The sequence below is a fragment of the Sphingobium sp. TomMM15 genome (genome assembly GCF_055397045.1).
The window spans coordinates 1435622-1457769 of record NZ_AP027314.1 but is presented as its reverse complement, the minus strand read 5'-3'; the positions used below and the strand labels follow the sequence as shown (position 1 = coordinate 1457769).

Annotated in this window: 19 protein-coding genes and 1 tRNA gene; 7 read left to right on the top strand and 13 right to left on the bottom strand. The window is 62.3% G+C overall.

Going from position 1 to position 22148, the window contains the following annotated elements:
- Window positions 1–145: 145 nt before the first annotated feature.
- The gene (locus ACZ51H_RS07370; RefSeq protein ID WP_464801394.1) at window positions 146–820 is read right to left on the bottom strand and encodes a glutathione S-transferase family protein; all 675 of its coding nucleotides are present in this window, start codon (window positions 818–820) and stop codon (window positions 146–148) included.
- A 167-nt stretch (window positions 821–987) separates the two neighbouring features.
- On the opposite strand from ACZ51H_RS07370, the gene ACZ51H_RS07365 reads away from it, so the two are divergent.
- Window positions 988–1782 carry a sulfite exporter TauE/SafE family protein gene (locus ACZ51H_RS07365; RefSeq protein WP_464793518.1) on the top strand — a complete coding sequence of 265 codons (795 nt, stop codon included), beginning with the start codon at window positions 988–990 and terminating at the stop codon, window positions 1780–1782.
- An 8-nt stretch (window positions 1783–1790) separates the two neighbouring features.
- Here ACZ51H_RS07365 and ACZ51H_RS07360 read toward each other — a convergent pair.
- Window positions 1791–1864, bottom strand: a tRNA-Cys gene (locus tag ACZ51H_RS07360).
- A 188-nt stretch (window positions 1865–2052) separates the two neighbouring features.
- Here ACZ51H_RS07360 and ACZ51H_RS07355 point away from each other — a divergent pair.
- The 5 genes from ACZ51H_RS07355 to ACZ51H_RS07335 all read left to right on the top strand — a co-directional run bounded on the left by ACZ51H_RS07355 (window position 2053) and on the right by ACZ51H_RS07335 (window position 9074).
- Entirely contained in the window at window positions 2053–2685 is a 633-nt protein-coding gene (locus ACZ51H_RS07355) for a protein-L-isoaspartate O-methyltransferase family protein (protein WP_464801393.1), read from the top strand.
- 15 nt (window positions 2686–2700) lie between these two features.
- Entirely contained in the window at window positions 2701–4161 is a 1461-nt protein-coding gene (locus ACZ51H_RS07350) for a TolC family outer membrane protein (protein WP_464801392.1), read from the top strand.
- Window positions 4162–4179: 18 nt separating this feature from the next.
- Entirely contained in the window at window positions 4180–4656 is a 477-nt protein-coding gene (locus tag ACZ51H_RS07345) for a DUF2497 domain-containing protein (protein WP_460986221.1), read from the top strand.
- A 108-nt stretch (window positions 4657–4764) separates the two neighbouring features.
- A complete protein-coding gene (locus tag ACZ51H_RS07340) occupies window positions 4765–7587 on the top strand; it encodes a valine--tRNA ligase (protein ID WP_464801391.1) in 2823 nt (940 codons plus the stop codon).
- A 35-nt stretch (window positions 7588–7622) separates the two neighbouring features.
- Window positions 7623–9074 (top strand): MATE family efflux transporter, encoded by a 1452-nt coding sequence (locus tag ACZ51H_RS07335; protein WP_449473540.1) that lies wholly within the window; start codon window positions 7623–7625, stop codon window positions 9072–9074.
- Between the two features lie 3 nt (window positions 9075–9077).
- On the opposite strand, the gene ACZ51H_RS07330 is transcribed toward ACZ51H_RS07335, so the two are convergent.
- Window positions 9078–10730 (bottom strand): ATP-binding protein, encoded by a 1653-nt coding sequence (locus ACZ51H_RS07330; RefSeq protein WP_464793513.1) that lies wholly within the window; start codon window positions 10728–10730, stop codon window positions 9078–9080.
- 228 nt (window positions 10731–10958) lie between these two features.
- On the opposite strand from ACZ51H_RS07330, the gene ACZ51H_RS07325 reads away from it, so the two are divergent.
- Complete coding sequence (locus ACZ51H_RS07325; protein WP_464801390.1) at window positions 10959–12050, top strand: acyltransferase family protein; 1092 nt, start codon at window positions 10959–10961, stop codon at window positions 12048–12050.
- On the opposite strand, the gene ACZ51H_RS07320 is transcribed toward ACZ51H_RS07325, so the two are convergent.
- The 10 genes from ACZ51H_RS07320 to ACZ51H_RS07275 all read right to left on the bottom strand — a co-directional run bounded on the left by ACZ51H_RS07320 (window position 12043) and on the right by ACZ51H_RS07275 (window position 22066).
- On the bottom strand, window positions 12043–13032 hold the full coding sequence (locus ACZ51H_RS07320; protein WP_464801389.1) for an LLM class flavin-dependent oxidoreductase: 990 nt from the start codon (window positions 13030–13032) through the stop codon (window positions 12043–12045). The genes ACZ51H_RS07325 and ACZ51H_RS07320 overlap by 8 nt on opposite strands.
- 56 nt (window positions 13033–13088) lie before the next feature.
- A complete protein-coding gene (locus ACZ51H_RS07315) occupies window positions 13089–13529 on the bottom strand; it encodes an Hpt domain-containing protein (RefSeq protein WP_449473535.1) in 441 nt (146 codons plus the stop codon).
- An 84-nt stretch (window positions 13530–13613) separates the two neighbouring features.
- Window positions 13614–13829: a sulfurtransferase TusA family protein gene (locus tag ACZ51H_RS07310; RefSeq protein ID WP_449473533.1), complete on the bottom strand. Its 216-nt coding sequence runs from the start codon at window positions 13827–13829 to the stop codon at window positions 13614–13616.
- A complete protein-coding gene (gene der / locus ACZ51H_RS07305; RefSeq protein ID WP_449473531.1) occupies window positions 13816–15195 on the bottom strand; it encodes a ribosome biogenesis GTPase Der in 1380 nt (459 codons plus the stop codon). Before der ends, ACZ51H_RS07310 begins: the two co-directional genes overlap by 14 nt.
- 116 nt (window positions 15196–15311) lie before the next feature.
- Window positions 15312–16661 (bottom strand): PQQ-binding-like beta-propeller repeat protein, encoded by a 1350-nt coding sequence (locus ACZ51H_RS07300; protein ID WP_464801388.1) that lies wholly within the window; start codon window positions 16659–16661, stop codon window positions 15312–15314.
- Window positions 16662–16671: 10 nt separating this feature from the next.
- Window positions 16672–17370, bottom strand: a complete 699-nt coding sequence (locus ACZ51H_RS07295; protein WP_464801387.1) for a tetratricopeptide repeat protein — start codon at window positions 17368–17370, stop codon at window positions 16672–16674.
- 74 nt (window positions 17371–17444) lie between these two features.
- Window positions 17445–18317 (bottom strand): 3-methyl-2-oxobutanoate hydroxymethyltransferase, encoded by an 873-nt coding sequence (gene panB / locus ACZ51H_RS07290; RefSeq protein WP_464801386.1) that lies wholly within the window; start codon window positions 18315–18317, stop codon window positions 17445–17447.
- A gap of 152 nt (window positions 18318–18469) precedes the next feature.
- Window positions 18470–20929 (bottom strand): TonB-dependent receptor, encoded by a 2460-nt coding sequence (locus tag ACZ51H_RS07285; RefSeq protein WP_464801385.1) that lies wholly within the window; start codon window positions 20927–20929, stop codon window positions 18470–18472.
- Between the two features lie 173 nt (window positions 20930–21102).
- Window positions 21103–21294 carry a YezD family protein gene (locus ACZ51H_RS07280; RefSeq protein ID WP_449473523.1) on the bottom strand — a complete coding sequence of 64 codons (192 nt, stop codon included), beginning with the start codon at window positions 21292–21294 and terminating at the stop codon, window positions 21103–21105.
- Window positions 21295–21391: 97 nt separating this feature from the next.
- Complete coding sequence (locus ACZ51H_RS07275) at window positions 21392–22066, bottom strand: RBBP9/YdeN family alpha/beta hydrolase (protein WP_464801384.1); 675 nt, start codon at window positions 22064–22066, stop codon at window positions 21392–21394.
- Between the last annotated feature and the right edge of the window lie 82 nt (window positions 22067–22148).

Sequence of the window (22148 nt, the reverse complement as noted above, 5' to 3'; positions counted from 1 at the left end):
GGCAGATGGGGAGGGGGGCCGTCGGCGTAGCCGATGATGGAGGGGAAATGGACTGACGCCGCGCATTTTCCCCTCCGTCAGCGCTACGCGCTGCCACCTCCCCACGCTTCGCGCAGGGAGGATTTAGGAAGGGTTCGCCGCAACCTCAATTCGAAACGGGCGGTGCTTCGAATCGATCGATCACCCATTCCTCAGCCTGTGCGCCGCCGATCCATTCCTGCATCCAGGGATGATTGACGACCGCCTGCATATAGGCTTCGGCAAAACGTGCGACGGGCAGCTGATAGGTTATGAAGCGCGTCACGACCGGGGCGAACATCACATCCACTGCACCCAATTCGCCGAACAGGAAGTCGCCCACGCCGCCATAACGAGCCCGGGCCTGTGCCCATAGCTGCATGATGCGGGCGATGTCCTGCGCGACAGCTTCGGAGGGCGGCACGGCGTCGTAAATCTGGCGGATGTTCATGCTGTGCTCGCGGCGCAGCGCCGCGAAGCTGGAATGCATTTCCGCCGCCATTGACCGGGCCATCGCCCGCGCCGCCGTGTCGGTGGGCCAGAATTTGTCGCCGCCAGCCTTCTCGTTCAGATATTCAATGATCGCCAGGCTGTCCCAGACAACGGTGTCGTCGCCGTCCCACAATATGGGCACCTTACCTGAAGAAGGGGCGAATTCATCGCCTTCGCGCCGTCTTTCCCATGCTTCATCATAGAGGGGGACCACGACTTCCTCAAACGGCAACCCGCTGAGCTTGCAGGCGAGCCAGCCGCGCAGAGACCAGCTGGAATATGCCTTGTTGCCTATGAATAGCTTCATCATCGCCCTTCTTTAGACGGGCGAAGGAAGGGGTGTCGAGAGCAACCGGATGGCGCATTCGAATCACTTTCTATATTATTTTGGTAGAAAATCCTTGGTACAGGGCTTGGCTGCATCATGGGGGCCGTCGTATGGCCCAACGGCGAACTGAACGCCGAGTGGGGGGAATTATGGACTGGCTGCATGGAATAGCGGGCCTGTTCGTCGGAATCATGGTCGGAATGACGGGTGTTGGCGGCGGGTCGCTGATGGCGCCAATCCTCATCCTGCTGTTCGGCGTCGCACCGGCGACGGCGGTCGGCACCGACCTCTGGTTCGCGGCCATCACCAAGTCAGTGGGCGGTGCGATCCATCACCGTCACGGCGGGCCAGATGGCGGCCCGGATTATCAGGTGGTGAAGCGCCTGTGTTTGGGGAGCCTTCCGGCCGCGCTGATCACGCTGTTGATCCTTTCCCAGACGCATATGCAGCAGATCAAGAGCGGCATTGTCACTAGCGCGCTAGGTGGCGTCTTGGTCGTCACGGCGATCGCAACCCTCCTACGCGGGCGATTCCATCGCTGGGCCTTGGCTCGTCGCGTTGGCACCGCCGATCGCTTTACGCGTTGGCAGCCTCCGCTGACGGTTGCCGCGGGTGCGCTGCTAGGGGCGATGGTAACATTGACGTCCGTGGGTGCGGGGGCGATCGGCGCGACCTTGCTCCTTGCGCTCTATCCCCTCCGCATGCGGCTGCAACGGTTGGTGGCGACTGATATTGTCCACGCCGTGCCGCTTACCCTGATCGCCGGGCTTGGCCATTTGTGGATCGGCAATGTGAACGGCATGCTGCTCGCCAACCTGCTGATCGGATCAATCCCGGGCATCATCATCGGATCGCTGCTGGCGACGCGCGCATCAGACCGCGTACTTCAGCCGTTGCTGGCGATCATTCTGGTTCTGGTGGGCTGGCGCCTTATCGCAGGATGAGGCGGTTTTGGAGGCCCGAGCCGGAATCGAACCGGCGTGCAAGGATTTGCAGTCCTCTGCGTAACCACTCCGCCATCGGGCCTCGGCGTGGGTGGCCGCAAATGTGCGGCTTTTGATGCAAAGTCAAGCGCGGCCATGTTCCCTGATCCCAAGATTATCGCTCACGGTGTGGAAAGCCGCTTGGCGTTGCTTGTCGCGTGATCTAGACGTTCCGGTAATGTCAGCGCTGTATTGCTATACCAATACAGTTATGCCAATCGAGGTAGTATCGTGACCGAGCAGAATTTTTCATCGATGCGGGCCGCCATGGTCGAAAGCCAGCTTCGCACCAGCGATGTCGATGACCCACGGGTGATCGCGGTGATGGCGCGCGTGCCGCGGGAAGATTTCGTGCCTGCTGAACGGCGCGCCATGGCCTATGTCGATCGTTCGATTCCGCTTTCTTCCGGCCGTGCGCTCAATCCGCCGCTGGCCACCGGACGGCTGCTCAAGGAAGCGCAGGTAGAAGAGGGTGATCGCGTTCTGCTCATCGGCGCGGCCACGGGATATAGCGCGGCACTTCTGGCCGCTCTTGGCGCCCAGGTGACGGCAGTCGAGACTGAGGATGGTCCGCAATTGTTAGGCAATGGCGCCACGGTCATGCGCGGCCCGTTGGAAGCGGGCTATCCGCAGGGCGCGCCTTATGACATACTTTTCATTGATGGGGCGGTGCAGGAAGTGCCCGCGACGCTTGTCGGGCAGCTTGCCGATGGTGCGCGTGTGGTAACCGGTCTTGTCGAGCGCGGCGTTACACGTCTGTGCAGCGGGCGGGTGGTTTCCGGTATTCTGGGTCTTGTCAGCCTGACCGACCTTGAGATGGTCATCCTGCCCGGTTTTGCGGCGCCGGAGCGTTTCGTCTTTTAACCGGCTGGGGGGGTCATGACGGCAAAGCAGGTGTTTCTTCGGCACTCGGCCGCCACGGCTCTGCTGCTCCTCAACGCTGGGATCGCGCAGGCCGAAACCCTGCAGGGCGCGTTGGCAAAGGCTTATCGTTCCAACCCCACGCTCACCGGCACCCGGGCGCAGCAACGGGCGACGGATGAGACTGTGCCGATCCGGAAGGCGGATGGGCGGCCCAATATTGGCACCACCACCGAATATCAGGAGTTGCTGGTAAAGCCCGCGCGGTCCTTCCTCGCGCCTGATCGTTCGCTCGTCGGCACCGCTACGGTGAACGTCCCAATTTATCAGGGCGGCGCAGTGCGTAACGGGGTGAAGGCTGCCCAGGTGCGCGTGCAGGCGGGGCAGGCCAATCTGCGCGGGACCGAGGCATCGATCTTCTCCCAGGTTGTCGCCGCTTATATGGACGTTATCCGCGACAGCGCGGTCGTGTCGCTCAATCTGGCGAATGTCAGCGCGCTCGGCGTCAATTTGCAGGCAACGAACGACCGATTCGAAGTGGGCGATCTGACGCGCACGGACGTCGCCCAGTCCGAATCGCGGCTCGCGCTGGCCCGATCCAACCTTCAGACGGCGCAGGCGAACCTGATCACCAGCCGCGAAAATTACATCGCCCTGGTTGGTGCGACGCCGGACGACTTGCAGCCGCCGCCGCCGCTCCCCGGCCTTCCTGTTACGCCTGAAACGGCGGTGCAGGTGGCGCTTGCCGACAATCCTGACCTCGTCGCCGCGAAAAAGGCGCGTGAAGCTGCTCGCTATGACGTGCGGGTGGCGAAGGCAGGCGTCCTCCCGACGCTGTCCGGTTTCGCGCAGGGCAGTTATACCCATTATCTGGGATCACTTGATGACCCGACCGATCCGTCGCAGCTGAACAAGCAGGTGGTTGCGGGAGCGACGTTGCGCCTTCCGCTTTATCAGGGCGGCCGGCCCGGCGCGCAGGTGCGCCAGAACCAGGCGCTCGAATCGCGGGCGATGGAGCAGGAGATTGAGGTTGAGCGTGGCGTCATCGCTCAAACGCGGTCAGCCTATGCGAGCTGGCAGGCATCGCTGCAAAGCATCGAATCCAACCAGAAGGCGGTCGAGGCGGCCAATCTGTCGCTCGAAGGCGTGCGCGCGGAAAATTCCGTGGGCAGCCGCACCATCCTGGACATATTGAATGCGGAACAGGAAGCGCTCAACGCCAAGGTGCAGTTGGTGTCTGCTCGCCGTAACGCCTATGTCGCGGGCTTCAGTCTGCTGGCCGCGATGGGCCATGCGGAAGCGGACGACCTCAGCCTGGAAGCAGGCACGCTCTATGATCCCATGGTTAATTATGATCGGGTCAAGGGCAAGTGGTTCGATTGGGATTTCGGTCCCGCACCCAAGCCGGAAGCGACCAGAACCGTTGACACGCCTGCACAAAATGCCAATGTGCCTGCTGGTTTGGCGCAACAACCTTAAAGTTAACAGGGGTTATTCATGGGCGACATGAGCAAGGAACCCTCGATGGAGGACATTCTTTCGTCCATCAAGCGCATCATTGCCGAGGAAGGCGAGGAGGCTGCGCAGGCGGTGTCGCGCCGGGGTAAATCCGACGCCGCACCCAAGCAGGCTGCCGAACCCGCCGACCCTGCGGTCGAGGAAGTGCTGGAACTGACTGACGAGGTTGGAGCGGAGGAGCCGATGCCTGCCCACAAGACTGGCCGTGCAACGCAGGTCGAAGCGCCGGTTGAGGAAAGCTCAATCCTCTCGGTTGAAAGCGAAGTGGCCGCGCGGCATTCGCTTTCGGCGCTGTCGTCCATGCTGGTAACGCCCAAGGATGGCGAGGATAACACGCTGGATGGTCTGGTCCGGTCCATGTTGAAGCCGATGCTGAAGGAATGGCTGGACGCCCGCCTTCCCGCGTTGGTGGAAGACATGGTGGCAAAGGAAATCGCCCGCATCACTGGCCGCTGATCTCGCAGGCTCTCCGCGTTCCAACTTATCGCGCATTGGCTCGGTTGACGCCTGCAAGGCGGTAAAAGCGCTGGAATGGTCAGGGAAGGGGCTTTAAGGCGCCTTTCCATGACCGAACTGCCCAAGACCTTCGACCCCGCCGAAATCGAATCCCGCTGGTATGCCCATTGGGAAGAAAAGGGCTTGTTCCGCCCGGAACGCCCCGACGCCGAACCCTTCACCATCGTCAATCCGCCGCCGAATGTGACCGGCAGCCTGCATATCGGCCATGCGCTCGATAATACGTTGCAGGACATCGTGATCCGCTACGAACGGCTGCGCGGCAAGGACGCGCTGTGGGTCGTGGGCACCGACCATGCGGGCATCGCGACGCAGATGGTGGTCGAGCGGCAAATGGAGGCGCGGCAGGACAAGCGCACCAACTATACGCGCGAGCAGTTCATCGAGAAGGTTTGGGAGTGGAAGGCCGAGAGCGGCGGCGCGATTACGCGCCAGCTGCGGCGGCTCGGCTGCTCGATGGACTGGGCCAACGAGCGCTTCACCATGGACGAGGGCTTTTCGAAAGCCGTCATCAAGGTGTTCGTGGAACTCCACGAGCGCGGTCTGCTCTATCGCGACAAGCGGCTAGTGAATTGGGACCCGCGTTTTCGCTCCGCGATTTCGGACCTTGAAGTCGAGACGCAGGAAGTGAAGGGGGGCTTCTGGCATTTCCGCTATCCGCTGGCGGATGGCGTAAAGCTGGCCAACGGCGCGGATCATATCGTCGTCGCGACAACCCGGCCGGAGACGATGCTGGCCGATATGGCGGTGGCGGTGCATCCTGACGATCCACGCTACAGGGACGTTATTGGCAAGGATATTCTCCAGCCGATCACGGGGCGACGGTTCAGGGTGGTCGCGGACGACTATGCCGATCCGGAACTGGGGTCTGGCGCGGTCAAGATCACGCCGGGGCATGACTTCAACGATTTCGAAGTGGGCAAGCGGGCGGGCTTCCGCGCGGCCGAGATGCTCAACATGTTCGATGCCGATGCCAATGTCGTGCAGACGGCAGATGGATTGATACCGGAGCGCTTCCTGGGGCTACACCGATTCAAGCGCGATGGCGTCGATGGCGCCCGCGAACTGGTCGTGGCGGAGATGAAGGCGCTGGGGATGCTGGTGCCGCATGTCACTAAGAACAAGGACGGCGAGGAGGTCGAAGCCGATTTCGAGCCGCGTACCATCCAGACGCCTTTTGGCGATCGTTCGGGCGTGGTGATCGAACCCTGGCTGACCGACCAATGGTATGTCGATGCCGAGAAGCTGGCGGTCGCGCCGATGCAGGCCGTGCGTGACGGGCGGATCGAGATCGTGCCCAAGACTTGGGAAAAGACCTTCTTCAACTGGATGGAGAATATCCAGCCCTGGTGCGTATCGCGCCAGCTTTGGTGGGGGCATCAGATTCCCGCCTGGTATGATGAGGATGGCAAGCCCTATGTCGCGGAAAGCGAGGAGGAAGCGCAGGCGCTTGCCGGCAACAAAAAGCTGGTTCGCGATCCCGATGTGCTCGACACATGGTTTTCCTCGGCGCTCTGGCCTTTCGGCACGCTGGGTTGGCCGGACAACCTCACGCACCCCTCCGCTTCAGGGGAGGGGCCGGGGGTGGGGGCTCTCGATCATACGCAGCGCTTGGGGCAATCCCCCACCCCAACCCCTCCCCTGAAGGGGAGGGGCTTGATTCCTCGTCCCGGCTCGTTGCTCCAGCGCCATTATCCCAACGACCTGTTGATTTCCGGCTTCGACATCCTGTTTTTCTGGGATGCGCGCATGGCGATGCAGGGGATGGAGTTCATGGGCGATGTGCCGTGGCGCAAGCTCTACCTCCATGGGTTGGTGCGTGCGGCGGACGGGCAGAAAATGTCCAAGTCCAAGGGCAATGTCGTCGATCCGCTGGGCCTGATCGACAAGTTCGGCGCGGACGCGCTGCGTTTCTTCATGTCCGCCATGGAAAGCCAGGGCCGCGACGTGAAGATGGATGAGAAGCGGGTTGAGGGGTATCGCAACTTCGCGACCAAGCTTTGGAACGCGGCGCGCTTCCTGCAATCCAACGGCGTCACCGCATCGACCAGCCATGAGGCGCCTGCCGCCGCCGCGCCGGTCAACCGCTGGATCGTTGCCGAGACGGTGGCGACCGTGCAGGCGATCGACACCGCCATGACCGAGCTGCGCTTCGACGCAGCCGCGAACGCCATCTATCATTTCGTCTGGGACCAGTTTTGCGACTGGTACATCGAACTCACCAAGGGTTCGATGGATGAGGAGACAAAGGCTGTCGCGGGCTGGGCGTTCGACCAGATCCTCGTCATGCTCCACCCCTTCATGCCCTTCATCACCGAAGAGCTGTGGAACCTGACTGGCACCCGCGAGACGGAACTGATCGTCGCTCGCTGGCCGCAGGCGCTCTATGCCGTCGATAGCGAGGCGCAGGCAGAGATTGACTGGCTGATCCGCTTGATCAGCGCGATGCGCACGGCGCGAACGGAACTCAACGTGCCGCCGGGCGCCAAGCTGAAGGTCGTTGTCAGCGAAGCGTCGGAAGAAACGCGACGCCGCATCGATCGGCAGGGGGCGGCCCTGGCGCGCTTGGGACGGGTGGAGAGCCTGTCCTTTGGCGATAGCGTAGCTGGTGGCGCGGCGCAGATCGTTGTCGATGAGGCGACCTTCATCCTCCCGCTGGAGGGCGTGATCGACATCGCTGCGGAAAAGGCGAGGCTGGCAAAGGCTCTCGCCGCTGCGGAAAAGGAACGGGATTCGCTTTCCGGGCGTCTTTCCAATCCGAGTTTCGTGGAAAAGGCCAAGCCCGAGGCGGTGGCCAAGGCGCGTGAAGATCATGCCGAGAAAACCGCGGAGGCGGACAGGTTGGCGGCGGCGCTGGATCGTCTGGCCTGATCGGTTAATGATGAAGCGCTTAGGGGAGGGCAAGAATGGCGGCAGGGAAGCGTGAAACAAGGGACCTGGTAAACGGGCCTATCGCGTCGTCCTTGCTGGTCTTTGCCGTGCCGACGCTGGCGTCCAATGTGCTTCAGTCGTTGAATGGATCGATCAACGCGATCTGGGTCGGCCGCTTTCTGGGCGCGCAGGCTCTTGCCGCCACGGCCAACGCGAACATCACCATGTTCCTGATGTTTTCCATCGTGTTCGGATTCGGCATGGCATCGACCGTGGTGATCGCCCAGGCGGCGGGTCGGGGCGATATGGATGCCGCCCGCCGGTCCTTCGGGTCAGCGACGGGCTTTTGCACCATATTGGGCACCGTTGTCGCTGCGGCCGGATGGGCTGCATCGCCCGCAATGTTGCACCTGCTGGGAACGCCTGCCGAAGCATTTGACATGGCGCTGATCTATCTGCGCGTGATTTTCATTGCGATGCCCGCGACGTTGATCAGCGTCATGATGATGATGGGATTGCGGGGCGCTGGGGACGCGCGCACTCCGTTGATCTTCATGTTCGTCAGCGTCGGGATCGATCTGGTGCTGAACCCGGTATTCATCCTTGGGCTGGGGCCGATTCCGGCGATGGGCATCGGCGGATCAGCGGCGGCCACGGCGGCCGCCGGCATCGCCAGCCTGCTTGGCCTGATCTTCTATGTCTATGCCAAGGACCTGCCGCTGCGTTTGCGAGGGCAGGAGCTGCGCTATCTGATCCCGGCGCCGGACCAATTGCGTATCCTGCTGGGCAAAGGGTTGCCGATGGGGCTTCAGATGATCGTCATGTCGGCGGTTGGCCTGATGATCATCGGTCTGGTTAACCGCGAAGGGCTTATCGTTACGGCGGCTTATGGCGCGGCGCAGCAGATCTGGACCTATTTGCAGATGCCTGCGATGGCCATGGGTGCGGCTGTCAGCGCCATGGCGGCGCAAAATATCGGTGCGGGCCGGTGGGACAGGATTGGCCGGATTACCGCTTATGGATTGGGCTATCTGCTGCTGATTACGGGCGCGATGATTGGCGTGATCCTGTTGTTTCACGCGCCGCTGCTCTCGCTCTTCCTTGGCGACAACAGGGCCGCGATCGATGCCGCCTGGAAAATGCAGTTGCTTGCGACCTGGAGCTATATGCTGTTCGGCGCGACGATGATCCTGTTCGGGGTGATGCGGGCGAATGGCGTCGTGGTGAGGCCGCTATTGATCCTTACCGTCACGTTGTTCGGCGTTCGCCTTGGCTTTTATCACTTCAGCTATCCGTATCTGGGCGCCAATGCCTTGTGGTTGAGCTTCCCTGTGAGTTCGGGATCAGCCCTTCTGATTGCAGGTCTCGCCTATCTGCAGGGCGGCTGGCGCAAGGCGACGCTGCTCGTCCCCGTGCATGAGGAAGAGTGCCGGGAAAGCATCAGCGCGGAGAGCGAACCCGCAGGGCGGTTCGCACCTGCGGGCTGACGCTTATCGTCCCTGGCTGCGCCAGCGGGTGATAGTGCGGTCGAGAATGTCTGCCTCTCCACCGGACTGACGCCAAAGATCCGTGAAGCTCGGATCGCCCGATGCGGGCCGCCGGTGCTCCTCCAGATTGTCCAGCGCGACGCGGATGGGCACCGCGACACCCTCACCGCAGATGATCGCCTCTCGATTGCGGAGCGCGGGAATGGAGTCGAGGAAACCGCGCGCGCCTTCGGGCATGGCGGCCTTCACGAATGCCTGGTCGCGATCATTGTTGAGGCGCATGGAAATGATGGTGCCGCATTGCGACAGCACGCCTTCGGCAAGGTCCGACGGTCGCTGTGTGATGAGGCCAAGCGATACGCCATATTTGCGGCCCTCCTTGGCTATACGCTCCAGGATGCGGCGGACGGCCTGGCCGGTGCCGGTGGTTGTGCTCGGAATATAGCGGTGCGCCTCTTCGCAGACGAGCAGGATCGGCCGCTGAGCCTCGTCCCGCGCCCAAATGGCATAATCGAAGACCAGACGGGACAGTACCGATACCACCACGGAGGTGATGTCCGACGGCATGGCCGACACGTCGATGATCGAAATCGGCTTCCCGCCCGATGGCAGGCGGAAGATCTTTGCCAGAAATTCCTGCATCGTGTCCGCGACGAGCATGCCTGAGAACATGAAGCTGTAACGCGGGTCCGCCTTGATCTCATCGATCTTGGTCTTGAGCCGCATATAGGGGAGGGCGCCCGTGCCCTTGTCCAACTTCCCCATCTCATTTTGCAGGATGTTGGTGAGGTCCGACAGCAAATAGGGGATCGGCGAATCGACGGTCAGCCTGCCGATGCTTTCCGCCAGCCGGTTCTTCTGTCGCGCGGCGAGCAGGCATTTTGCCAGAATGTCGCAGTCGACCGTGCGATCGGAGCCTTCGGAGGTGACGAAAACCTCGCAATGCTCCTCGAAATTCATCAGCCAGTAGGGCAGAGCGAGGTTGCCTACGTCGAAGACCGCGCCATTCTGGGCAAAGGCCGCCCCATATTCGCCATGCGGATCGACCATCACGATATGGCCTTCGGGCGACAGGTCGCAAATGCGGTGAAGAATGAGAGCGGCGCTGGTGGATTTGCCCGTACCGGTCGAACCCAGCAGGGCGAAATGCTTGCCGAGCATGGAATCGACATAGAGGGCGGCGCGCGTGTCTGTCGTGGGGTAGACGGTGCCGATCTGCACATGGGGCCGGTCATCGGCGGCGTAGATCTGCTGCATATCGGCGCTGGATACGGGGAAAATTTCTGTGCCCGGTGCAGGATAGCGGGTGACGCCGCGACGGAAGTGATGAATGCGACCGGTAAGCGGTTCCTCGTCACCTTCGCCCAGAAAATCGACGTCAGCGATGATCAGGCCGCTGTCCTGCCGATCCATCGTCATGGAGCGCACGCTGGCGATAAGCCATGCACTGCCCACACGCATTTTCACTTGGCTGCCGACTTGCCCCGCCATTGCCGTGCAGGGGTCGCTGTCATGGGCCAGCGTCGCGATGGAGGCCGCGTCGATCAGCACCTTGGAACTGGAACCCGCTATCTGAAAAACCGCGCCCATGGCGTTGGCTGCGGCAGGCTTCGGTTGGCCGTGCGTGAATTCGGCAGCTCCCGGCATGTGGCTCATACACCCCCCTTGAATCTGATTTCCGGCGCGCGCTGCCGGAATTCGGCCTGCCTGTGTAGCCGTACATAGGTAAAGAAATGGCTTATCGCCGACGTTTTGCGCCTGCGATCGCGCGACCCTGTTAACCCCGCTATCGCCACATTCCGCCGCGCGTTCGGGCACCTGCTCTGGCGCGAATCGTTCGCCATGCGTATCGGCCGCTGACTGCCGTAAGATCAGGATATGCATTTGACCCAGTTGATGACGGCCGATGCGGCACGCCGATCCGATGCGATTTCCATAGCTCGGGTGATCTGCATATTGGGTGTGGTCTATGTGCACGCCTGGACCGGGTTGAACGGTCATGACCTGGAAATCGCGCGCGGCACACCGCAGGAAAATCTGCGCTGGCTGCTCATGGAAATATTCGGGCGCAGCGCAGTGCCGCTGCTGGGCGTCATTTCCGGCTGGCTGGTAGCGGGATCGTCCCGCGCACAGAACTGGTTCCGTCATGTGCTGCAAAAGGCGCGGACGATCCTGTTGCCGATGATCCTGTGGAATGGCCTTGGCATCCTGCTGGTATCCGGCGCGGCTTGGTCCCTTGGATTGTCAGCGCCTGTGCCGGTCTCGTTCGACTGGTTGTTTCAGGAGCTGTTCGTCGCGACCCGGAACCCGGACATCAATGTGCAGATGCCGTTCTTGCGCGACTTGTTCCTGTGCATGGTCATTGCTCCGCTGTTGCTTCGCCTGCCCAACCGCGTGCTGATTGGCGTTGCTGCTGTCGCAGCGGTCGCCCAACTTGCGGGATGGGGGCCGCCGGTGCTGATGCGCCCGGCGATCCTGTTCTTCTTTGTCGTGGGCATGATGGCCCGGCGAACCGGGCTGGCGGAGCGGGTTGCCGGGCTGGGTTGGGCCGCAGCGGCCATGCCCTTCCTGTTGCTCATGGCCGTGCAGCTTCATTTTTCCCTGCAAGCGGCGCAGGGATCGGCCATAGGCGTTGGCTTGCTTGACCTTGCCGTGCGTGTTGCGGCGGCCACCTGCTTCTGGCGGCTGTCCTGGGGGCTGGCGGGAAGCCCTGTGCGGGGACTGCTGCTGAGGATCGAGCCTTTCGCCTTTCTGTTATTCTGTTCGCATCTGATCCTGATCTGGCTGGGCGGGCCGTTACTGGGTGTTTTGTTCGGGAAGCTCGGTTCGCCTTTCTATCCTGCTTATCTGCTGATCCAGCCCTTGCTGGTCCTGATCGCCGTTCTGCTGTTGGGATCGATTCTCAGCCGTGCCTGGCCGGGACTGGCCAAGGTGCTGAGTGGCGGACGGTTGCAGGGAGCTTCGGCGGTCAGCTAATCGCCTTGGCGGCGGCCATGGCGATTTCCAGGCTACGCTTGCGGGCACTGAAATCATGGATTTGCCCGCCGATGATCAATTCATCGACACCCGTCCGCTCTACGAAAGCGGCAAGATCCTCTTGGACCTTGTCCTGCGTGCCGATCGACGTGGCGCTCAGGACATCCGAAAGCATCGCCTGCGCGCCGGGTGGCAGGCTTTCGAAATAGCCGGGCACGGGTGGCTGCAACTTACCCGGCTGCCCCGTGCGGAGACGAACGAAGGCCTGTTGCATGGAGGTGGCGAGCAGTCGCGCTTCTTCCATGCTGTCCGCCGCGAATATATTATAGCCTGCCATCACATAGGGGCGATCAAGCTGGGCCGAGGGTCTGAAGTCGCGACGGTAAACCGCGATCGCGTCCTCAAGCGCGCCAGGAGCGAAATGGGAGGCGAAGGCATAAGGCAGGCCCAGCGCGGCGGCGAGTTGGGCGCCGTAGAGGCTGGACCCGAGGATCCAGAGTGGCACATCTTCGCCCGCGCCGGGCGTCGCCTGAAAGCCGAGCCTTCCGTCACCCGCGAAATAGGCCTGCAATTCCAGCACGTCGCGCGGAAATTCATCCGGCCCACCGGAAAGCGTGCGGCGCATGGCTTGAGCCACCCGCTGGTCCGATCCGGGCGCGCGGCCTAGCCCAAGGTCTACTCGACCGGGGAAAAGCGCTGCGAGCGTACCGAACTGTTCGGCTATCAGCAGGGGGGCATGGTTGGGGAGCATGATGCCGCCCGAACCTATGCGGATGGTCGATGTCGCCTGTCCGATATGCGCCAGCACTACCGAAGTTGCGGCCGATGCGATGCCCGGCATGCCGTGATGTTCGGCAACCCAATAGCGATGGAAGCCGAGTTGTTCAGCATGAACGGCGAAGGCCGCGGCGTTGACGAGGGCTTTGCCAACGGTGCTTCCTTCAATGACGGGGACGAGGTCCAGAACGGAAAAACGGATCATTGCCCGGATATGGGGCGATGATCCGTTTTATTTCAATACCTAGATGTTAGCTAAGATCAGCCTACGCGGCCGAACCCCTGCGACGGTGGTTCGGATCGGCGGCCAAATGTGGCGGGGCGACGTGCGACTAACGGATTGGAGTCGTGATCGAGGAGGGACATTGTCTCGGTAAAGCAGGGCCGCAAACTGACGACAACCTCGATCAATTCGTCAGGACCCTCGCGTGTTTCGACGCAGCGGCGCGCGACCATTTCAATGCGTTCGGCCATGCTGCTCAAGCGATGGGCGCCAAATTGAGCCGATTCGCCCTTCAATGTGTGAGCGGGCGTGACGAGCGCGATGGCATTGCGTTCGCGGATCGCCTGCTCGATCGCGCCAATGGCCTTGTCGCCATCCTCGCGAAAATAGCTGAGAATCCGGAGAAATGCGCTGCCCAGTTCCGACCGGGACTTTGCCAGATCGGCCTGATTGACCAGTTCTGCCTCTTGATACGACACCCTGTCACACTCCCTGTTTCGACTTCAGCATAGAAGCCGCGCGTAAACAGCAGGTTAAGCGGAGGCGTCAGAACAAGGTTGGCGTCAGGATTTACGCGACAATTCAAAGCGATCGCCAGCAGCGGCGGAGAAATTCCAGCCATGCTGCCGGGTAAGCGCCTCCAATTCGCGGGCGGCGTTGGGGTCGTCCGCTTCGACCGTTACCGCATTGGCCGACCGCATCGCGCGGGCGGCGCGCAATGCGGGCCAGGGGCATTTCATTCCCCTGGCATTCACATAGGCGGTATCATTTGGTGGCATAGGGATTGCGCGCGCTGCGCAACGTAAGGCGCACGGGCACCGCGCCGAAGCCCAGTTCCTTGCGGATGCCGTTGACGAGATAGCGCCGGTAGCTTTCCGGTAGTTCGTCCAGACGGGTGCCGAATAGCACGAAGGTGGGCGGGCGGGTCTTGTTCTGGGTGATGTAGCGGAGCTTGATCCGCTTGCCGCCGGGGGCGGGGGGCGGGTTGGCCTCCAGTGCGCGTTCGAACCAGCGGTTGAGGATGCCTGTCGAGACACGCTGCGACCAGGCGGTGCGCGTTTCGAAGGCGACGCGGATGAGGTCGTCCAGACCCTTTCCTGTCGCGCCTGACACGGTCATGATCGGCACGCCGCGTATCTGCGCCAGGCCGTCGGACAGCGCCTGCTTGATGCCCTGATACAGGGCGGAGCCATGCTCGACCGTGTCCCATTTGTTGAGCGCGACGACGAGGGCGCGGCCTTCCTCCAGCACCTTGTCGGCAATGCGCAGGTCCTGCGCTTCCAGCCCGCGCGTGGAATCGAGCAGAAGCACAACGACTTCGGCGAAGTTCACAGCGTTCAGACCGTCCGAAACTGCGAGCTTTTCGAGCTTGTCCTGCACCTTCGCACGCTTGCGCATGCCAGCGGTGTCGATCAGGCGGACGGGGCGGGGTTCAGCCTCCTCATTGCGGGGGTCTGTCCAAGTCCAGTCCACCGCGATGCTATCACGGGTGATGCCTGCTTCGGGGCCGGTGAGCAGACGGTTTTCGCCGAGCAGCCGGTTGATGAGGGTCGATTTGCCCGCATTGGGACGGCCGACGATGGCGAGCTTGAGCGGAGCGGCCTCCAGATCGGCCTCGCTCGGTTCGGCTTCCTCTTCTTCCTCATCCTCCCGGTCGATATAGGGGAGGAGCGCCTGGAACAGGTCGGCAAGTCCTTGACCATGTTCGGCGGAAAAGGGGATGGGGTCGCCCATGCCTAGGCTGAATGCCTCCATCACGCCGTCGTCACCGGCCTTGCCCTCGGCCTTGTTGGCCATCAGCACGACGGGCGCGTCGCCTTCGCGTAGCCAGCGGGCGATTTCCTCGTCCAACGGGGTGATGCCAGCGCGTGCATCGACGACGAACAGGGCGACATCGGCATTTTCGACCGCCGCCTGCGTCTGCATGCGCATCCGGCCGGGGAGGGTCTGAGGATCCTCGTCCTCATAACCGGCGGTGTCGATGATGGTGAAATCGACGCCGAGCAGGTTCGCTTGCCCTTCCCGCCGATCGCGCGTGACGCCGGGCTGGTCATCGACCAGCGCCAGCTTCTTGCCGACGAGCCGGTTGAAGAGGGTGGACTTGCCCACATTGGGCCGCCCTACAATGGCAACTGTGGGCAGCATGATAGCCCGTTTCCTTTAAAATGACGGTGCTCCTGCGCAGGCTGGAGCCCAGTCCAAACGGCGGATCTGGGCTCCAGCCTGCGCAGGAGCACGCTTATCTAACATCATCTAAGGCGTTAACGAAACGCCGTCAGCTTGCCGTTGTCAGCAAGAATATAGAGCATGTTGTTGGCGACAACGGGCGACAGCGACATGGACTTGTCCATATCAACAGCCGATTGAACGGCGCCCGTTGCCGGATCGACATAGTTGAGATCGCCATGGGTGGATACCAGGATCAGGCGACCGCCTGCCAGAACGGGACCCGTCCAACGGATGGCGTTCGCCTTCTTCTTTTCCTTTTCCCAGCGGCGAAGCTGGCTGATCCAGCGAATCTTGCCGGTCGCGCGGGCGACGCAGAGCAGCTTTGCATCGCTGGTCACGACGAATACCCATTCGCCCGCAACCCACGGCGTCGAGATGCCCGCAATATTGATTTCCCACAGGCGTTGGCCGCTCACCAGTTCATAGGAGGCCATGCGGCCACCCTGACCGATGGCGAAGACCCGGCCACGGTCGATAACCGGATTGGCATCGATGTCGGTGAGGGAGGCGACGGCCGTTGAAATGCTGGTGCGCGAAAGGGCATCGCCCCACAGCGTGCGGCCATTTTCATAGCGGTAGGCGGTGAGCTCGCCCGAGCTATAGCCCGCGATCACCGTGCCCTGCGCAGCGGCGGGGGCGGCGACGCCGAACACACCGGTCACCTGCAACGTGCCACTGTCGGTCCACTGCACTTCGCCATCGCTCTGGTTGAGCGCGAAAATCTGGTTGTCCTGCCCCATGACATAGACATGGCCGTTGGCGAGCGTCGGTGCGCCGCGAAGCGGGCCGCCGGGGCGCTTCTTCCACAGGATAGAGCCGTTTGCGGCGCTGAGCGCGGCTACGTCGCCCACGCCGGTGCTCGCATACACCTTGTCATCGACGATGCTGACGCCACCGCCGAACAAGGCGCGGCCGCTGCCTTCGGCGGGCAGGGCAGTCTGCCAGAGTTTCGCGCCAGTCCCCGCATCGAAGGCGATGACATGGGCGCCCGCGTCGATGACGTAGAGCTTGCCGTTGGCGATCACCGGCGAGGAGGCGAGGCGCGCGCGAGGCGTGCTGCCCTCGATCGAGCTGGTCCAGGCCGTGGCGGGCGAGGTGCTCAGCGCAAGATTGCCCATCGCCTTGGCAGGGCTACCGCCCGGCTGCGACCATTGGTCGTTGGCATAGGCTTCGGGAAGCGACACGGGCACATCGGCCAGGGTCGGGTCGACCTCCACGCCTTGCTCGTTCGTCAGGATGGATACGCGGTTGCCGACCACGGGGGTCTTGGGCCCACCCTTCTTACCCCCGATGACGCCGCAGCCCGCCAGTAGCGCGACCATCGCGGCGACGGTCAGGACCCGGCGCGTGCCCGCAAATTTCGTCATGCTGTGCATCCCCATGCGCTTATCTTCATCCCTGTCCCGGTACGGTCGGCGTTTCGACTGCATCTATGCCCAATAAGCCCGCCATCTGTCGCGCGCGTGAACGGATCGACTGAGGCACGGTGGCATCCTTTGCCATCGCTGCGAACAGCGGGCCAGCAAGATCGGGCTTGCGCATCTTCATATAGGATATGGCGACCAGTTCGCCCGCGCTGCCGAACCATGGCGCGCCTTCAACGGCGAGGGGCTTGAGGCGATCGACCACCTGTTGCGGCTGAAGCGTCTCGAACTCCAGCGTGGTCTGGCGGATCAGGGCGAGGTCGCGATAGGGCTGATCAAGCGAACTGTCCGCTGCCATTGCCTTGTAAGCGGCGATCGCGGCCTTGTTGTCGCCCTTGCGCGCGGCGACACCAGCCTTCACGAGCAGGGCTGACGCGCGGAAGCCGGGCTGGCTGGCGTCGGTCAGCGTGTCGAGTTGTTTGGCATCGGGCGTCCCGCCGCCCGCAGCGGCCGAGATGACCTTGTCCATTTCCTCGGACACGGCTTGCGATTGAGTGGCGCTGTAATGCTGCCAATAAAGCCATGCCGCAAAGGCAATAAGGCCGATGACCACGGCCGCGACGATCCAGCGGCCAAAGCGCTGCCAGAAGGTCAGCAATTGGTCCTGACGCACGGCCTCATCGACCTCGCGCATGAATGCTTCGCTATTTTGCGGCGTCAGGGCCACGTGGGTCTCCAGATATGCGTCAGAAAAAGCTCGCGGAAGGCGCGATCAATAGCGGCGGTGGCGCTTAGCGCAAATCACTTTTTGGGGCGATAGACCTGATCTGCGGTGGGAAAGCTGCGATTGCGTACTTCGACGGCATAGCGTTCGGCTGCATTGCTGATGGTTTCGGCAATGTTTTCGTATCGTTTCACGAAGCGTGGCACGCGTTCGAACATGCCCAGCATGTCCTCGGCGACCAGCACTTGGCCGTCGCAATGGGCCGACGCGCCGATGCCGATGACGGGGATGTCGATGCTGTCGGTGATGGCGACGGCGAGGTCTTCCATCACGCCTTCAAGGACCACGGCGAAGGCGCCAGCCTGCGCGACGGCGCGGGCGTCGTCCATGATCTTGGCATGTTCTTCCTGGCTTTTGCCGCGCGCGCCATAGCCGCCCAGTGCGTTGACGGCCTGAGGCGTGAGGCCGACATGGGCCATGACGGGGATGCCACGCTGGGTAAGGAAGGCTATGGTTTCCGCCATGGCTTGCCCGCCTTCCAGCTTCACGGCTGCGCAGCCGGTTTCAGCCATGACGCGGCTGGCGCTGGCGAAGGCATGGGCGGGGGAGGCTTCGTAGCTGCCGAAGGGCATGTCGACGAGGACGAGGCTGTGATAGCTGCCCCGGACGACAGCGGCCCCGTGGGCGATCATCATGTCGAGCGTGACGGCAAGGGTCGAGGGCAGGCCGTAGATCACCTGGCCGAGCGAATCGCCGACGAGCAGCATGTCGCAATGGGGATCAAGGAGCTGTGCCTGCCGGGCGGTGTAGGCGGTCAGCATCACCAGCGGTTCGTCCGTCTTGCCCTCGACCTTGCGGCGCTGAATGGCGGGGACGGTCAGGCGCTTCATTGGCGCGGGCGTGGGATTGGCGCGGCTGGTGGAGGTGTCGAGGGTGAAGGTGGTGGACATGAAGGCGATGTACCCCAGTGGGGTGGCGGGCGCAAATCGGGTGGCGGGCCGGTTTTGGCGAAGTGGAATTAGAGAAGGAAATGGCGAATTGAAAAAGATGCGGGAGCGGCGGGCCTGTGCCGCTCCCGCAGGGGGAGAACATCGTTACGGGATCAGAACGAGAATTTGATCGTCCCGCCCCAAGTCCGGGGATCGCCAGGCTGGCCAGCGATCAGGCCGGTGTTGCCGGGAGCAACCTGAAGATTTTCGATATAGTTCACGTCAAAGGCGTTGCGGACCCAGCCGAATACATCGAAGCCCTCGCCGCGGAAGCCTGCGCGGAAGTTGGTGAGGGCATAGCCCTTCACTTCGGTATAGCGTGACGGTGAGGCGTTCGAGTTCCAATGGGAGCGGTAGTTGCCGTCGACGCCCAGATAGACCTGACCTTCCTTCGCCAGCAGCGTCACCGGAATGTTATATTCCGCGCCGTAGGAGAAAGCCCATTTGGACACGCCGGGCAGGTCCTGACCGGAGATGTCGCACTGGCGAGGGCTGGCAGCGCCCGGCACGCCCGGCTGCGAATAATCGGGCGTCGCGCCGGAAGGTTGCGAGGGTCCACCGGACAGTTCAGGCGGGCAGGGTGCGTTGGTGAACTTCTTGTACTTGGCGTCGGTGTAGGCGGCGTTGGCATAGGCGGTGAAGCGGTCGCTGGCGACCACCTTGAAGTCCGCCTCGATACCCTGCGACCGGACCTTTTCGGCATTGGCGAGGTAGCCGCGCATGGTGCCGAACTGGCCGCCGTTCACGGTCGCCTGGAAGTCCTCGATCGTGGTGCGGAAGGCCGAGATGTTGAAGGTCGCGCGGCGATCCCACAGCTGGGTCTTGAGCCCGACTTCGAAATGCTGGACCGATTCCGGCTTCACCGTTGCGGCGTCATAGTTGACCGTATTGTCCAGGTTGAGCGGCAAGCCGTTCTGGTTGATGCCCAGCGTCTTGAAGCTCTTGGCATAGGTCGCATAGGCGAGGACGTCCCGCGCGAACTTGTAGTTGACGTTGAAGTCGTAGGTGAAGTTCCACGCGCTGTCCGATGGGGCGCTTACCTGCGGCTGATAGATGCCGCACTGCTGTGAGGTGCCCGCAATCGTGCCGGGTGCCGGTGGCGTGGTGCAGCTGATCGCCTGTCCCAGCGCGTTCGTCACTACACGCTGGTAGAAGCCTGACTTCTTGTCGTAGTTGAGCCGCAGGCCGGGCTGGATCGTCAGCGCATCGGTGACTTTCCAGCTGAGCTGGCCGAACAGCGCGGCGCTCTCGCTCTTGAGCCACTGCGTGTTGCTGGCGGTGAGGCCCGCAAGCGTCGCGGGGTTGTTGGCGGGATTCAAAGGATCGGCCGAGGGTGCAAGGCTCCACTTGGCGGCTGCTGCCCCCTGCTGTTCGGTGCCCTGTGTGTCGATCCGCTGTTTGAAGCCGAAGAGGCCGACGACAAAGTCGATCTTCTGGCTTTCGTAATTGTAGCGGAATTCCTGGCTATACTGGTTCTGTTGCGAGGGGTTCTGCGATTTTGAGACGATGGGCAGGCCTGTGAAGTCGCGGTCATTCTCCGGCTTCCAATCCCAGAAGCGCCAGGCGGTGACCGAGGTCAGCGTGCCGGGGCCGACATCCCACTTCACCCGCGCCGAAACGCCGCCGATCTTGTTGCCAGCGTTCAGATTGCTGTCGAGGTCGGACAGGCGGTCATAGGGATTGCGGCTGGGCACGACATAGCCCTGCGCTGCGGCCAGAGCGTCATATTGACGGTTGAGCGGGCGCTGCGTGCGGCCGACGCGGACGAAGGTGGTGCCGCAGCATTCGGGGTCCTGCTTGCTATAGTCGCCTGACAGGGTGATGCTGAAATCGTCGTTGGGCTGGAACAGCCACTGGCCACGCAATCCCAGATTGTCCTGCTCGTTGATCCAGCGCTGCGACGTGACGTTGTAGAGCGTGCCCCTGCGGCTGGTCGCGGCGACCGCGAGGCGGGCGGCGACTGTGTCGGAAAGCGGGCCGGAGATGGCGGCCTTTGCCTGCCGGTAATTGAGGTTGCCGACGCTGAGTTCCGCACGGCCTTCGAAATCGAAGGTCGGTTGGTTGGTCGTGATGTTGATCGCGCCCGCCGTCGTGTTCTTGCCGTAGAGCGTGCCCTGCGGGCCGCGCAGCACTTCGACCTGGTTCACATCCAGAAAGTCGAAAGTCGCGGCGGCGACGCGGGAATTGTAGACGTCATCGACATAGATGCCGACGCCCTGCTCGAAGCCATCGCTGGTGAGGCCGAACGGGACGCCAAGGCCACGGATGTTGACCGAGGTGTTGCGGGGATTGGTGGTATATACCTGCAAGGTCGGGGCCAGCTGCTGAAGCTTCACGACGTTGAAATTGCCGGTCGCTTCGATGCTGTCGCCGCGAATGACGGAGATCGCCAGCGGCACTTCCTGCGCCGTTTCCGCGCGGCGGCGGGCGGTGACGATGATCACGTCGCCGCGAGGATTGGCAGGCTGTTCGGCCGCGTCGGCGGCTGGCGCAGGCGCTTCCTCGGCATGGACGCTGGACGCAAAGATGGATGCGCTCGCCACACCGGCGAGCAACAGAGAACGCGCAATCATAAAAATTCCCCTTCCGGAGGTCCGGTGAATGTTGATCGCGGCGTTTCCGGTTGGCCGGTCAACACCGATGGTCTGAGAATGGTACTGGACAGTTGGCGGCCCACCCCTGCCGCCTATCATTAACCGCCTGTCCGGCGGCTCGGTTTTGCAACCCTTAAAGGCCCCCGCCTTTTTCAGGCGGTGAGACGAGTCTTTTCCGTCACGTCGATCTGGACGACGCGGGCATCATGCACGGTCAATGTGATCGACCCGAAACGGAGCGCTTCAAGAACGCCGCGAACCTTTTCGATGCTGACGGAAATGTCCGCCCGCTGGCCATCTGCGCGGCCGTTGCGGGCAAATTCTGTTGATGGGCTGTCACTCATAAGCACCTCATGGCCCGCTTTTATCTCAACTAATTCCATAGACAAAAAAGCAAATATATAGGGCGCCCAAGTTTGCCTTGTCGCGCCCCTTTGGAATTCAGCCGATCAACCGCATCGCCGCCAGTTTGCGGTCATGTTGATGATGGGCCAGGGGAATGGCTGGCCGCATCTGTCGCATGAGCGAAGCCTGTTCATGTGCGTTGTCGACCAGCCGTTCCAGCAGGGATTCGCCGAAATCCCATGTGCCAAGATTGGCTTCAGCATTGATATGTCCGCTAAAGCCCGCGTCGACAAAGCTGCTGCCCCAGTTTTTGGCGATACTGTGGGCGCGTTCGAAGAAGATATAAGGGTCGTTGCGGCTGGCGACGACGATCGACGGGAAGGGCAGCTGTGCCCGTGGCGTCGGTCCAAAGCCGCCGATCGTTTCGGGCGTTTCCATCCGGTCGCAATCAGGCGGGGCGACCAGCAATGCGCCCGTCACCGGCCAGCCATAAGCCTGGCTCTGCAACGCGCCCCACCAGGCGACGGCGAGGCAACCCAGGCTGTGCGCGGCCAGGATGATCGGTCCTTCAACTTCGCGGATCGCCGCATCAAGGCGGGTGACCCATGCATTGCGGTTGGGGCTCGCCCAACTGCCCAGATCGACACGCTCGCAATCGCCGCGCATGCCCTCCCAAAGGGTTTGCCAATGACCGGGGCCGCTGTTGTTGAGACCCGGTATGGTCAGCACCACAGGATTGCGCGCATCGCCCAGATGTCCGAATCGGTCCATGGTCTGATCCTCGTCCAATTACATGCGGAATGTATATTCTATTCTTTAGGTAGACAATACTTCAGCGACCAAATGTGTCCAA